The sequence below is a fragment of the Luteitalea sp. genome, from assembly GCF_022842525.1.
GTDB lineage: Bacteria > Acidobacteriota > Vicinamibacteria > Vicinamibacterales > Vicinamibacteraceae > Luteitalea.
The window spans coordinates 1-12,941 of record NZ_JALHPM010000178.1 but is presented as its reverse complement, the minus strand read 5'-3'; the positions used below and the strand labels follow the sequence as shown (position 1 = coordinate 12,941).

The window sequence follows — 12,941 nt, the reverse complement described above, 5'->3', positions numbered from 1 at the left end:
AGGCGTTTGTGCGGTAGGGGCACTGTCAAAGGTCAAAAGGGCAAAAAGGGCAAAAAGGGCGAAACGACACTGCCGAAGGGGAAAGGGGAAAGGGGAAAGGGGGAGGCGGAGGCGGAGGCGGAGGTGAGAAGCCTCGGGGATCGGAGGCTTCTCGGTGTCAATGCGGTCTCGGCGCAGGCTGGGCAGCCTGCAGTCGTGAGCCCTGAGCCCTATTTCACGGCGATGTCGCCGCTGGCCGTGCTGAGGCGCAGCGTGGGACCGCCGCCGCGCACCGCGCCGGCGGCGCGTCGGCGTCCCGGCGACTTCTCGACCGTGACGCCTTCGGCGCCCACCTCGAGGCTGCCCGACGTGGTGCGCGCGTCGAGCGTGAAGCCCTGGTCGGCCGGCACCGCGATCCGGACGTCGCCCGAGGCCGACGACACCTTCCACTCGCCCGTGGGCTTGCCCTCCACCCCGATGCTGCCACTGCCGGTGCTCGCGCTCAGGAGGCCCACCACGCCCTTGAGCGAGATGTCGCCACTGCCCGTCGACGCCTTGACGGCGCCCGATCCGTTCAGACTCGCCACGATGTCGCCCGAGCCGGTCGAGAGGCTGGCGCCCTTGCGTGCGTCCGTGACGCTGATGTCGCCGGATCCGGACCTGGCATCGACCTCGCCCCCGATGCGCGCCACGGTCACGTCACCGGAGCCGGCCGTCGCCTTCACCTGCCCGTTGACGCCGCTCACCGAGACGGCGCCCGACCCGGAACTCGCGGCCACGCTCGCGGCGGTCGGCACCGTGATGTCGTAGGAGATCGACACGGCCTTGCGCGTGGTCTCGTCGGTGAGACGCCCGACCTGCACCATGTCGCCCGCCTGCGTGATCGGGGGATTGGCCGCGACCTGCCTGGCCAGCTCCGCGGCATTGGCCGGGGCGCCCCAGCCCGAGTTCACCGTGACCGTGCCCTTCACGACGATGGTCGGCCCGCTGCCGGCCCGGACCGTGACCTGGCCGCTGCCGCTCGCGACATCGAGCGACGGAGACGCGCCCACCTGAAGCGTGCGCTCGAACGGAAAGGGCTGCGCGACGGCAAGAACGGGCGCAAGCGTGAACAACGAGGCCGCCACCACGGGCGAGAGACGCATGGACATGAAGGCTCCTTCGAAGTGACTCAGGCCCTTTGACGGGAAGGTGCGGTCGGGAGTTCATCCGCCTTCGCGCCTTCGGCGCTTCGGCGGACAAGTCCCAGCCGCGACCGCTGGAGATGTCGCGACGGCTCCGCCGACGACTGTAGCCGTCGACCTTCAGGTCGACGGAACGCGCACGGACCCAACGCGTGAGGCATCATGCGGCGTGCCAGACGCGCCCCGCGGCCACGCCGGCCTCATCCTGCTGCTCGGCAGCCTCACGGCGATCGCGCCGATGTCGATCGACATGTATCTCCCGGCCTTCCCGGCCCTGCAGGCGGCGCTGGCGACCGATGCGGCGGCCGTGCAGCGCACCCTCTCGGTGTTCTTCATCGGGCTGGCCATCGGCCAACTGTTCTACGGGCCGCTCTCGGATCGCTACGGCCGACGACGACCGCTGCTCGCCGGACTGGCGCTGTACACCGCGGCGTCGGTGGGATGCGCGCTCTCCACCTCGGTCGATCAGTTACTCGTGTGGCGAGGCCTGCAGGCGCTCGGCGGCTGCGCCGGCGTCGTCACGGCCCGCGCCGTCGTGAGGGATGTCTTCGGTCCGCGAGAGGCCGCCCGCGTGCTGTCGTCCCTGATGCTCGTGATGGGCGTGGCGCCGATTCTCGCGCCGCTGCTCGGGGGCTGGATCCTGACGCACGCCGGGTGGCGGGGGCTGTTCGGCGTCCTCGTGGCGTTCGGCGCGGCAACATGGGTGGCGGTGGTTCGCGGCCTCCCTGATACGACTCCCGCGTCGCGTGCGACGAGTCTCACGGTGGCCAGCGTCGCGGCGGCCTTCGGCCGCGTCGCCAGGCACGGGCGGTTCCGTCGCTTTGCGGCGGCTGGCGCCCTGGCGCAGTGCGTGCTGTTTGCCTACATCGCTGGTGCGCCGTTCCTGTACATGCAGGTGCTCGGCCTGTCGCCGACGGGCTTCGCGGTGATGTTCGGCCTCAACTCCGTCGGACTGATCGCGGCGTCGCAGATCAACCGCGCCTTCCTGGCGCGCGAGGAGACCGGCGTCGTGCTCACGCGCGCCCTCGCGGTGCAGTGGCTGGCGGCCATCGCGTTCCTGGGCGTGGCGCTGACACAGACGCCCGACGTCCTGCGCGTCGCGTCGCCGGTGCTGCTGCTCGTGCTGCTGCTCGGCTTCGTGCTGCCCAACACGACGGCGCTCGCCCTGGCGCCGTTCGACCGCGACGCCGGCACGGCCTCGGCGTTGCTCGGCTCGCTGCAGTACGGCACGTCGGGCCTGGCCACCCTCGGGGTCTCGGCGTTGTTCGATGGGACGGTGCGGCCGATGGCCGCCGCCATCGTCGTCTTCGTATTCGCCGCGCTCGTGCTGAGTCGTGGTGGTCGACCCGACGGTGTCACCACGCCGTGACCAGCATCCCCACGGTCGCCGACACCACGTTGGCCATCGCGACGACGACGAGGTCGCTCCGCGTCCCACCCCAGACCTTGCGGTAGAGGAGGCACTCGCCGGTGATGGCGAACGCCTCGGCGACGCCGACGTAGATCGCGTACGGCGCCCGCGGCCAGAGCACCAGTGGCAGCGCCACGGCGACGATGGGATAGGTGACGGCGGTCAGCCAGACGGCTGCGGCGCCGCGCTGACCGACGGTGGGGTGCGGCGGCGCAGCACGCCAGCGGGATCGCCCCCAGGGCGACAGCCCCACCAGCAGGACCGGCAGTTCCAGTGCCACCGTCAGCACGAAGCCGAGGGGCACCCAGCGCCACAGCGCCTCCGGCGATGGGATCGGCAGCATCATCCGGCGCTCACGCGAGCCGAATCAGGAAGGGCACCTCGGCCAGGACGTGGACGATGGCGACGGTGAAGTACACCTGCCTCGTCGTCTCGTAATCGACCGCGAACGCGATCCAGAGCACGCCGACGGCCATGGCGCCGACGCCGAGGACGATGGCAAGGACGCGCCGCCAGCCGCGCGATCGCATGGCGAGTGGCACGCGCCGCAGGTGCCACGGTGCTGCGGCGGTCACCAGCGGGATGCCGACGATCCAGACCAGGTAGTGCAGCGATTCGAGGAATACGTGCGTCGCGAGCACCGCCGCCGCCGCGCCCGCCGGCAGCAGGAAGGCGCCGGCCTGCGCCAACTCCGGCGGGGAGGCCACCGCGGCCGCGCTGGGCGTTGCCGTGGTCCACCAGAGTCCGACGAGGAGCAGCGGCACGCAGGCCAGCGTGGCGCGATACGCGCCATGCCAGGGCACACGGCGCACCGCCAGTTCGCGGTCGAGGAACACGAGCGCCAGCAGCGGATGCAGATAGACGAGCGCGACGCTCGCCCAGAGCGGGACGGCCCACGCGGCGGCCAGGAACACCAGCGCCGGTGGCACCATCCATCCCCAGTCCGGGGCGTGCGGCAGTCGCTGGCGCAGGGTCACCAGCAGGGCGATCCAGCCGACGAGCGCCGTGTGCCAGACGCTGAGGGCGAGCCACACGGCGTCGGTCGACGCCTGTCCGTGCGTCGTCGCGACCGCCATGGCGATGAAGCTCGCGGCGAGGAGCGCGACCCCTCCGCCGCCCGCCAGCACGTAGGGGCGGAGCGGTCCCCATCGGGCCGGCATCCGCGCGAGGAAGTAGCGCGCCTCGCACCAGTTGTGCGGCCCCGCGCAGAGCAGCACCACGGCCACGGCCATGCCCGCCGGCCACGCCGCGCACGCCACGGCCAGCGCCACCACCAGCGGGCCGAGTCTCGTCATGGCCGTGCGTACGTGACCTGCACCTGCACCGGACCGGCGCCGGGCACGATGACGACTTCGACGGTCTGGGGCGTGCGGGTGGGGGCGGGGCCTGGCGCGGGTGGGGCGGGTCGGGGCCGGGGCACCGCGATGTCGGCGCGGACCAGCGCCGTGCCGGCGGTCACGGTCAGAGCCAGTGCCACCACGGCGCTCCGCCGCAGGCGCCGACTCCAGAGCCACGGCACACTCAGCACGGCGAGGGACAGGAAGGTGGCGGCAAGCACATGGCGGAGCACGCCGCCCGATGGGGCATCGACGGGCGCCGCCTGACCCACGGCGACCGGCGTCCTGAGGACGGAGGCCAGCCGATCACTCGGGATCGTGATGACCAGGTGAGTGGGCGCAGCGCCTCCGGGCGGGGTGACCTGGATCACGGCGGGCATCCGGCCCGTGCGTCGCGCCGGTGGCGGGTCCATGGCAGACGGACGCGCCGTCTGGCCTCGAGGGTGTGGTGCGGGGGCATCGCCGCGCGCCGGGGCCACGCCCAGCGCGCACAGGACGACGAACAGGAGCGTGAGGCGCATGCCTGCTCGAACGCTGGGCGGCACGCAAACGAACCATCGCCCCCGGGGAACGCGTGTGCGCCGGCCAGGCCCGGCGAGGCCGGGACTTTGGACGCCGCGGTCGGGCTGGTGGTCGGGCCCTCTGACCCAGCAGGATTTCCACGGAAAATTAACAATCTTCACGTACCTGGTCTGTTACGCTCAACGACTGGATGCACACCGACCTGAGCCACCCCTCTCGCCGCGCCCTGCTCCTGGGCCTCATGACCTCCGTGACCGCGGCCGCCTGTGGCGGCAGCAGCTCGACCGCGCCGACGGCCGTCGATCAGACGTGGGTGGCCAACGTGCCGCTGACGGCAACCGACCTCACGGCAGGGACCGGAGCCGAGGCCGTCAACGGATCACGTATGGTCGTGGATTACTTCGGCTGGCTCTACAGCACGGCGACGACCGACAACAAGGGCAACCTGTTCGACACGTCGCTCCAGACCGGCCGGACGCCGTTCCAGTTCGTGCTTGGGGCTGGGCAGGTGATCCAGGGCTGGGAGCAGGGCCTGCCAGGCATGCGCGTTGGCGGCGTCAGGCGGCTCGTGATTCCTCCGGCCCTTGCCTATGGGGCGACCGGGAGTGGCTCGATTCCGCCCAACGCCACGCTCGTGTTCGAGGTGCGCCTCAACGACATCGTGATTTCCGCGACGTAGGTCGCCCCTGCGTCCGGTCCCCGTCGGACTGTGTCGCCGACCGCAGAGACGTAGCCGTCGGACTTCAGTCCGACGGTCCCTCGCAGGCCCCGCTACCTGTGGCGGCCAGCCCCGGTTTACAATGCCGGGACCCCCGTGCGGCGCGCACTCATCCTGCTGTTCGTGGCTGTGGCCTCCCTGGCCGCATCCGCGTCGTCTGGCCCCCCGGCCAACGACCGCGAGCCCGATCGCGCGGCCTTCGATGCCGTCGTCAAGCCCTTCCTCGAGAAGAACTGCACCGACTGCCACAACAACCGGCGGCAGAAGGGCGGCATGAACTTCGAGCGGATCGAGTCGGCCGACCTCGTGGCCACCCATCTCGATGACGTCGAGCACATGCTGCTCAAGATCCGGACCGGCGAGATGCCGCCCGAGGACGAGGAGCGGCCCGACCCGAAGGACGTCGAGGCCGTCTCGGCGTGGATCGAGCGGGAGTTCGCGCGCCTCGAGCGCGTCACCCCACCGGACCCCGGTCGCATCACGGCCCGCCGCCTCAATCGCACCGAGTACAACAACTCGGTCCGCGACCTCTTCGGCATCGACGTCCGTCCCGCCGACGACTTCCCCCAGGACGATGCCGGGTATGGCTTCGACAACATCGCCGACGTGCTGTCGTTGTCGCCGGTGCTGCTCGAGAAGTACATGGGCGCGGCCGAGAAGGTCGTGCGCACGGCGATGTTCGGCTACGAGCCGCAGGCGCCGACGCTGGTCCGCCTGAAGGCACCGACCGCCGTCGTCGCCCCTGTGCGGGCTGTGCCCGCGACCTACGACACGACAGGCCTGAGCCTGCCCAACTCGGCGCATGCGACACATCGCGTGGCCGTGCCCGGGAAGTACCTGGTGCGGCTGTTCCTGAACGGTCGGCGGCCGCTCGGATCGATGCCGGTGCGCATCGGCCTGCATGTCGATGGTGTGCTCGTCGCCGAGCAGACACTCGACCCGGCCGCGCAGGCGTCGTTCGACGAAGACGAGCAGGAGCTCGACGGCAAGACGCTGGAGTTCACGGTCCCGCTCGCCGTCGGTGAGCGGTGGATCGCGGCCACCATCCTGCACCTGTACGACGGGCTGCCGGCCCGGTTCAACGGACCGAACCCGTCGGCGCGTCCCGAGCAGCATCGCGTGCCCGAGTTCACGCCGCCGCGCAACGCGACGCCGGAGCGGCTCGAGCAGGCGCGCAAGAACTTCGACCAGCGCATGGCCGCGCTGAAGACGGCGGCCATCAACACCGCGCGCGTCGGCCGCCTCGAACTGGCCGGGCCCTTCGAGCCAGAGACCAGGCCTGCGGCGGCGAGCCTGAAGGCCATCTACGCCTGCGGCCACGTGCATACGGACGTCGTCAAGAGGAGGGCCGGCACACCGGGTAGGGCCCGTTCTCCGAACGGGCCGTCAACCCCACATGAAGCCTGGTGCGGGCTGAAGAACATCTCGGCGGTGGCGCAGCGCGCGTTCCGCCGCCCGGTGGCGCGTGAGGAACTGGCGCCGTACGTCGCGGTGATGGCGCGGGCCCAGAAGGCGGGGGAGTCGTTCGACGAGGCCCTGGCCATCGCGCTGCAGGCGCTGCTGGTGTCGCCGGACTTCCTCTTCCGCATCGAGCAGGATCGCCCGGCGGTGGCCGGGGCACAGGCCGTGCCCGTCAGCGACCACGAGCTCGCGTCTCGCCTGTCGTACTTCCTGTGGTCGAGCCTGCCGGACGCCGAACTGCGTCGCCTCGCCGATCGCCGCATGCTGCGCACGCCGGCCACGCTCGAGGCGCAGGTCCGCCGCATGCTGGCCGACCCGAAGGCCAAGGCCCTGGTCGAGGAGTTCGGCGGCCAGTGGCTGCAGTTCCGCGCCCTCGAGTCGGTCGTGCCCGACCGCGACAAGTTCCCGACCTTCGACAACTACCTCCGCCTCTCGATGCGCAACGAGACGCAGCTCTTCTTCGAGCACATCGTGCGCGAGGATCGGAGCGTGCTCGAGTTCCTCGATGCGAAGTACACGTACCTGAACGAGCGGCTGGCGCAGCACTACGGTGTCGAGGGCGTGGCCGGGCCGACGTTCCGTCGCGTCGAGCTGACGGGCGGCCAGCGGGGCGGCGTGCTGACGCAGGCCAGCGTACTGACGGTGTCCTCGTATGCGACGCGCACCTCGCCGGTGCTGCGCGGCAAGTGGGTGCTCGACAACCTGCTGGACGCGCCGCCACCGGATCCGCCGGCTGGTGTGCCGGCCCTCGACGAGACCGCCGTCGGGCAGACGGCGTCGTTGCGCCAGCAGATGGAGGCGCACCGTGCCAACCCGACCTGCGCGTCGTGCCATCGGCGCATGGATCCGCTCGGCTTCGGTCTCGAGAACTACGACGCCATCGGTGCCTGGCGGGCGATGGACGGCAAGTTCGCCATCGACCCGACGGGCGAACTGCCCGACGGTCGCACGTTCCACCAGCCGTCCGAACTGCGCACCATCCTGCTGCAGGACCGGCAGGACTTCGCCCGCGCGCTGACCTCGAAGCTCATGATCTACGCGCTCGGACGCGGCCTCGAGCGCCACGACAAGCCGACGGTTCGCGGCATCGTGCAGCGGCTGCCGCAGCACGACTACAGGTTCTCGGGGCTCGTGCTCGAGATCGTCACCAGTTTGCCGTTCCAGATGCGGCGGGCCGCGCCCGCCGGAGTGACTGCGCCATGATCATCACCGGCACGCACCTGCCACGTCGCACGTTCCTGCGGGGCCTCGGCGCCGCGGTCGCCCTGCCGATGCTCGACGCCATGACGCCGGCGCTCGCGCGGGCCGTGCCGACCGGGGCCGCACCGAAGCGCCTCGTCTTCACCTACGTGCCCAACGGCGTGTCGATGACCGGCTGGACGCCGCAGGGCACCGGGTCGGCCTTCGAACTCTCGACGGTGCTCAAGCCGCTGGCCGCGTACAAGGACGACATGCTCGTGCTGAGCGGGCTGGCGCAGCGCAACGGCATGGCACTCGGCGACGGCCCAGGCGACCACGCCCGGGCGGCGGCGTCGTATCTCACCGGCGTCCATCCGAAGAAGACCGCCGGCGCCGACATCCAGAACGGCATCTCGGCCGACCAGATCGTCGCGCAACACATCGGCAAGGCCACCCGCTTCGGCTCCATCGAACTGGGCTGCGACGACTCGCGCACGGTGGGCAACTGCGACTCCGGCTACAGCTGCGCCTACAGCAACAGCCTGTCGTGGCGCAGCGAGACGTCGCCGATGCCGCCCGAGACCAACCCGCGCCTCGTCTTCGAGCGCCTCTTCGGCGCCGACGCGCACCTCGACCCCGCCGCGCGCCAGCGTCGCCTGCTCGCCCGCCGCAGCATCCTCGACGTCGTCGGCGAGCGCACGAAGCAGCTGTCGAGCACGCTCGGCGCGAGCGACCGCCGCAAGGTCGACGAGTACCTGCACGCCGTGCGCGAAATCGAGCGCCAGATCGAGGTCGCCGAGAGCGACATGCGCGACCTGCGTCCCGGCATCGACAAGCCGACGGGCATTCCGGTGGCGTTTGCCGACTACGTCAAGCTGATGTACGACCTGCAGGTCGTCGCCTTCCAGACCGATCTCACACGTGTCGTGACGATGATGGTGGGACGCGAAGGGTCGATGCGGACGTACCCCGAGATCGGCGTGCCCGACCCGCACCACCCGCTGACGCATCACCGCAACAACAAGGACTGGATGGCGCGGGTCGAACAGATCAACGTCTTCCACGCCGAGCTGTTCGCCTACTTCGTCGGCAAGATGAAGGCGACGCCGGAGGGTGATTCCAACCTGCTCGAGCGGTCCCTCATCGTCTACGGCAGTGGCCTCAGCGACGGCAACCGCCACACGCACGAGGACCTGCCCGTGATGATCGTCGGCCAGGGCGGCGGCCTCCTCCGCACCGGCCGCCACGTCGTCTACGACTCGCAGACGCCGATGAACAACCTGTACCTCACGCTCATGGACGGCATGGGCGTCCCCGCCGAGTCGCTCGGCGACAGCACAGGGAAACTCGAACACCTCACGGGTGTCTCGTAGTCAAAGGTCAAAAGGGCAAAAACGTCAAACAGGGCAAAACGACAGAATCGAAGCCTGAAAGTGTCGAAGGCCTGAAGGACAAAAGGGGCGAAGCCACGGTGCGGCTTCGCCCCTTCTTCCTTTCTGCCGTTGGCCCTTCGACCTTCGGTGGTGTCGTTTCGCCCTGTTTGCCCTTTTCGCCCTTTTTACTTTGACGCGAAGCAGTAGAAGAACCCCGCGCCTCCGGTGGCGACGAGGTTGGCCTGGCTGCAGCCGCGCGAGGGGTGGGCGGCGTTGAGCGACGTGGGGGCGGCGCCGCCGCCGGTGCGGTCGAAGTGGCCGACCGTGGCGCTGCCGCTGCCGTCGGTGCTGCTCGTCCAGTTGCTGCAGGTCGCCGATGCGGCGTCACCGTCCGAGAGCGTCCCGTCCTGCTTGCTGCCGGTCAGGATGTCGTGCATGTTCGGCGTGTCGCCGCGGCCGTTGACGACGCCGCCCTTCTCGTTGAGGGCCGTCTGCTTGGTCCAGAGCGGCGCCTCGCCGTGGAGGTCGGCCAGGTCCTTGGCGACGACCTCGCCCTTGGCGTTGTGCCAGGGCCCGGTGCCGATCCGGTCCTTCGCGTGCACCGCCGGCTTGCCGTCCGCGGCCGTCGCGCTCAGATAGGCGTGCCAGGTCTTGCCGCCCGCACCCACGGCCTTCGCAAGCGCCTGGCAGTGCGCATCGGCACCGGCCAGACCACCGAGGTCGGCACCCTTGCCCGAGCCGACGCTCGTGATGAAGAACGACATCTGCGGCGACGCTTGCGCGTGCACCAGCACCGTACCGGCCGTCGCGATCACGGCCACGACCATCATCGGAATCATCTTGCGCATCGTGTGTTCCTCCAAGGTGACGGCCGGCTCGGAGAGCCGACCCTGCCCAACTGTCGTGCCTCGCCCCTCAATGTCGAAGATCACTGACCGTCGACCTGAAGGTCGACGGCTACAGTTCCGACTCCAGTTTTCGTATCCCCTGGAGAACGCTTCCAGGAATGTCCCGACTCCCGACTCCCGAATCCCGAGGAGGCTGCCGGACAAGTCCGGCAGCTACGAGAGACTGCGGAGCTACGAGAGACTCCGGCAGCTACGACTGGTAGCTGATCTTCCAGATGGTGCCGTTGCCGTCTTCGACGACGAGCAGGGAGCCATCCTGGAGCTGGGTGAGCCCGACCGGGCGGCCCCACACCTCGGGCTTGTCGTCGCCGAGCATCCAGCCGGTCGCGAAGTCCTCGTAGCCGCCGGTCGGCTGGCCCTTCTCGAACGGGATGTACACGAGCTTGTAGCCCGTACGCTTGACGCGGTTGGACGACCCGCGCAAGGCGGCAAAGGCGCCGGAGCGGTAGCGCGCCGGGAAGGTCTTGCCCGTGTAGAAGGTCATCGTCATCGCCGAGGCGTGCGGCTCGAAGATCACCTCGGGCACGGCGGCCTTCTTCACCACGTCCGGCATCTTGCCGGCGTGACGCGGATCCTCATGGGCGCCGATGTAGGCGTACGGCCAGCCGTACGTGCGGCCAGCCACCACCTTGCCCATGAAGTCCGGCACGAGGTCGTCACCGAGGCCATCGCGTTCCTGGACCGTCACCCAGGCTTCACGGGTGGTCGGGTTGACGGCGAGGCCCGTGCCATTGCGCACGCCGGTCATCACGGTCTTGCGGCCGGTGCCGTCGGCGTTGAACTGGAGCACGGTCGCGCGCAGCGGATCGGGATCCACGGCGATGTTGTCCGACGAGCCGACGGTGACGTAGAAGGTGCGGCCGTCGGGCGCGAAGGCGATGTTGCGGGTCCAGTGTCCGGCTGGCCCGTTGGGCAGGTCGGTGATCTTCGTGGCGGGCGCGGTGGCCTTCTGGTCGCCGGCCGCGTAGGGGAACTTCACGACCTGATCGGTGGCGGCCACATACAGGGCGCCCTTCGTGAAGGCGAGGCCGAACGGCTGCTTGAGGCCGGTGGCGAACTCGCTGCGCTCACCCTCGTCGATGGTGCCGTTCTTGTTGGCGTCGCGGAGCACCCAGATCGACCCGGGGCCGGAGTCCACCACGAAGACGTCGCCGTTGGGGGCCTGGGCGAGGTTGCGCGGACGCTTGAAGCCGCCCGAGGCGAAGAGCGTGGCGGAGAAGCCCTGCGGCAGCGTCAGCGTCGCGCCCTCGGGTCTCGGAATCAGCTTGGCCGGGTTCGGATGCGGGTCGGACGGTGCCGGGAGATCGGCGGCGGAGAACTTGTAGGTGCGCGGCGCGGCTGGACCTTGCGCCGACAGCGCGACGGTGAGCGCGAGGCCGCTGCCGGCCACCACGACGAGACCCGTCAGGCGAGAGAGGGACATGAACGTGCTCCGTGAGGAAGTGAGAGTGACGCGGGGATGATACCGGGAATCGGGATCCGGGAACCGGGAACCGGCAACCGGAGCAGGGCAATCGGGAGTCGGGAGTCGGGAACCGCGGGCGTGGCCTATGCGAGGCTCTGGGCGCGCGTGAGCAGGAACCGGCGCACGCTCGGGTCCGTCGTCAGGCCGGCTGCCCGTGCGTAGGCCTCGCGGGCCGACACGGTGTCGCCGAGTTCCGCCAGCAGGTGCGCGCGCAGCGCCCAGTACGGCTGATAGGTCCGCGTCAGCCCCTCGTCCAGGCCCGCCAGTGCGGCCATGCCTTCGCCAGCCCCCCGAGCCTGCCCGATGGCGGCGGCCCGACTCACCATGACGCCGAGCGACGGCGCCAGCGTGGCGAGCGCGTCGTGCAGGTCGGCGATGACGCCCCACGGCACGGCGCCCCCGTGCCGCCGGAAGCCGTGGGCCGCCTGGATGGTGGCTTCGATCTGATAGGGACCCGGGTGCCCGAGTGCCGCCGCGGCCTGGAGCTGGCGGTCGGCCTCGTCCATTGCCGCGAGGTCCCATGCGGCGACGTCCTGCTCGCTCAGCGGCACGAAGCGTCCGCCGGCATCGCGGCGGGCCGCCCGGCGGGCATGGCTGTGCCGCAGCAGCGCGAGCAGCCCGCGGGCCTCCGCGGCGTCAGGCATCAGGGAGACCAGGAGGCTGGCCAGCCAGATGGCCTCGTCTGCCACGTCCATCCAGCGCTCCGTGCCGTGCACGACTTCCGACCAGGCGATGCCGAAGGCGGCGTAGATCGCGTCGAGGACGTCTCCCAGTCGCTCCGGCACCTGCTCCGGCTCGGGGACGATGAACGGAATACCCGCGGCGGCAATCTTGGTCTTGGCCCGCACCAGTCGTTGGCTCATCGTCGCGGGTGCCACGAGGAAGGCGGAGGCCAGCCGGGCCGCGTCCAGGCCGAGCACCACCTGCAGCATGAGCGGCGCGCGGACGCTCGCCTCGATGGCCGGGTGAGCGCAGATGAACAGCAGCTTCAGGCGTTCGTCGGGGAACGTGTCAGCCGCTGGCGTGGCCGCCAGGGCCTGCAGGTGCGCGACGATGGGCTCGGCCTGCGTGCGGACGCGCTGCCGACGATGACTGCTGACGAGGGAGCGCCGCGCCGCCGTCAGCAGCCACGCATCGGGAGACGCGGGCACGCCGCGCGCCGGCCAGGTGTGCAAGGCGGCGTGGAACGCGTCGGCCAGGGCATCTTCGGCCGCGGCGACGTCGCGCGTCCGAGAAGCGAGGTACGCCAGCAGCCGCCCGTATGAATGGCGCGCCGCCTCCTCGGCGGCGCGCCGCGCCAGATCGGCCGACATCACGCCATCGGCAGCAGCGCCGGCCGCACCTCGACGCCCGCCGTCTCGGCGCACGGGGCCCGCGCCGCCCAGGCGAGGGCGTCGTCCAGAT

At 70.6% G+C, this 12,941-nt stretch carries 11 protein-coding genes; 4 read left to right on the top strand and 7 right to left on the bottom strand.

Annotated features, from left to right (window positions below; genetic code table 11):
* Positions 1–209 precede the first annotated feature (209 nt).
* Positions 210–1,130 (bottom strand): DUF4097 family beta strand repeat-containing protein, encoded by a 921-nt coding sequence (locus Q0C41_RS25035; protein ID WP_291988562.1) that lies wholly within the window; start codon positions 1,128–1,130, stop codon positions 210–212.
* 202 nt (positions 1,131–1,332) lie between these two features.
* Between Q0C41_RS25035 and Q0C41_RS25030 the strand changes: the two genes are divergently transcribed.
* Entirely contained in the window at positions 1,333–2,532 is a 1,200-nt protein-coding gene (locus Q0C41_RS25030; RefSeq protein WP_291988560.1) for a multidrug effflux MFS transporter, read from the top strand.
* Here the strand turns inward: Q0C41_RS25030 and Q0C41_RS25025 are convergent.
* The 3 genes from Q0C41_RS25025 to Q0C41_RS25015 are packed head-to-tail and all read right to left on the bottom strand — an operon-like array spanning position 2,519 to position 4,432.
* Entirely contained in the window at positions 2,519–2,920 is a 402-nt protein-coding gene (locus Q0C41_RS25025) for a hypothetical protein (RefSeq protein WP_291988558.1), read from the bottom strand. The genes Q0C41_RS25030 and Q0C41_RS25025 overlap by 14 nt on opposite strands.
* Before the next feature lie 7 nt (positions 2,921–2,927).
* Positions 2,928–3,869: a hypothetical protein gene (locus tag Q0C41_RS25020; RefSeq protein ID WP_291988557.1), complete on the bottom strand. Its 942-nt coding sequence runs from the start codon at positions 3,867–3,869 to the stop codon at positions 2,928–2,930.
* Entirely contained in the window at positions 3,866–4,432 is a 567-nt protein-coding gene (locus Q0C41_RS25015; RefSeq protein WP_291988555.1) for a hypothetical protein, read from the bottom strand. The genes Q0C41_RS25020 and Q0C41_RS25015 overlap by 4 nt, the downstream gene beginning before the upstream one ends.
* A gap of 242 nt (positions 4,433–4,674) precedes the next feature.
* Here Q0C41_RS25015 and Q0C41_RS25010 point away from each other — a divergent pair, with 242 nt between their 5' ends.
* The 3 genes from Q0C41_RS25010 (at position 4,675) to Q0C41_RS25000 (ending at position 9,164) form a co-directional block, all read left to right on the top strand.
* The gene (locus Q0C41_RS25010; protein WP_291988553.1) at positions 4,675–5,112 is read left to right on the top strand and encodes an FKBP-type peptidyl-prolyl cis-trans isomerase; all 438 of its coding nucleotides are present in this window, start codon (positions 4,675–4,677) and stop codon (positions 5,110–5,112) included.
* A gap of 135 nt (positions 5,113–5,247) precedes the next feature.
* Positions 5,248–7,815, top strand: a complete 2,568-nt coding sequence (locus Q0C41_RS25005; RefSeq protein ID WP_291988551.1) for a DUF1592 domain-containing protein — start codon at positions 5,248–5,250, stop codon at positions 7,813–7,815.
* Positions 7,812–9,164 (top strand): DUF1552 domain-containing protein, encoded by a 1,353-nt coding sequence (locus Q0C41_RS25000; protein WP_291988550.1) that lies wholly within the window; start codon positions 7,812–7,814, stop codon positions 9,162–9,164. The genes Q0C41_RS25005 and Q0C41_RS25000 overlap by 4 nt, the downstream gene beginning before the upstream one ends.
* 185 nt (positions 9,165–9,349) lie before the next feature.
* Here Q0C41_RS25000 and Q0C41_RS24995 read toward each other — a convergent pair whose 3' ends face one another.
* The 3 genes from Q0C41_RS24995 to Q0C41_RS24985 form a co-directional block, all read right to left on the bottom strand.
* On the bottom strand, positions 9,350–9,928 hold the full coding sequence (locus Q0C41_RS24995) for a hypothetical protein (RefSeq protein ID WP_367079305.1): 579 nt from the start codon (positions 9,926–9,928) through the stop codon (positions 9,350–9,352).
* A 334-nt stretch (positions 9,929–10,262) separates the two neighbouring features.
* Positions 10,263–11,495: a PQQ-dependent sugar dehydrogenase gene (locus tag Q0C41_RS24990; RefSeq protein WP_291988545.1), complete on the bottom strand. Its 1,233-nt coding sequence runs from the start codon at positions 11,493–11,495 to the stop codon at positions 10,263–10,265.
* Between the two features lie 125 nt (positions 11,496–11,620).
* Positions 11,621–12,850, bottom strand: coding sequence for a DUF6596 domain-containing protein (locus tag Q0C41_RS24985; protein ID WP_291988543.1), 1,230 nt, complete (start codon positions 12,848–12,850; stop codon positions 11,621–11,623).
* Positions 12,851–12,941 lie beyond the last annotated feature (91 nt).

Excerpts from the sequence above, each read along its gene's own strand:
- Q0C41_RS25015 (WP_291988555.1), bottom strand. The coding sequence starts at position 4,432 with ATGCGCCTCACGCTCCTGTTCGTCGTCCTGTGCGCGCTGGGCGTGGCC.
- Q0C41_RS24985 (WP_291988543.1), bottom strand. The coding sequence starts at position 12,850 with ATGTCGGCCGATCTGGCGCGGCGCGCCGCCGAGGAGGCGGCGCGCCAT.
- Q0C41_RS25000 (WP_291988550.1), top strand. The coding sequence starts at position 7,812 with ATGATCATCACCGGCACGCACCTGCCACGTCGCACGTTCCTGCGGGGC.
- Q0C41_RS24995 (WP_367079305.1), bottom strand. The coding sequence starts at position 9,928 with ATGTCGTTCTTCATCACGAGCGTCGGCTCGGGCAAGGGTGCCGACCTC.
- Q0C41_RS25020 (WP_291988557.1), bottom strand. The coding sequence starts at position 3,869 with ATGACGAGACTCGGCCCGCTGGTGGTGGCGCTGGCCGTGGCGTGCGCG.
- Q0C41_RS25010 (WP_291988553.1), top strand. The coding sequence starts at position 4,675 with ATGACCTCCGTGACCGCGGCCGCCTGTGGCGGCAGCAGCTCGACCGCG.
- Q0C41_RS25025 (WP_291988558.1), bottom strand. The coding sequence starts at position 2,920 with ATGATGCTGCCGATCCCATCGCCGGAGGCGCTGTGGCGCTGGGTGCCC.
- Q0C41_RS24990 (WP_291988545.1), bottom strand. The coding sequence starts at position 11,495 with ATGTCCCTCTCTCGCCTGACGGGTCTCGTCGTGGTGGCCGGCAGCGGC.
- Q0C41_RS25035 (WP_291988562.1), bottom strand. The coding sequence starts at position 1,130 with ATGTCCATGCGTCTCTCGCCCGTGGTGGCGGCCTCGTTGTTCACGCTT.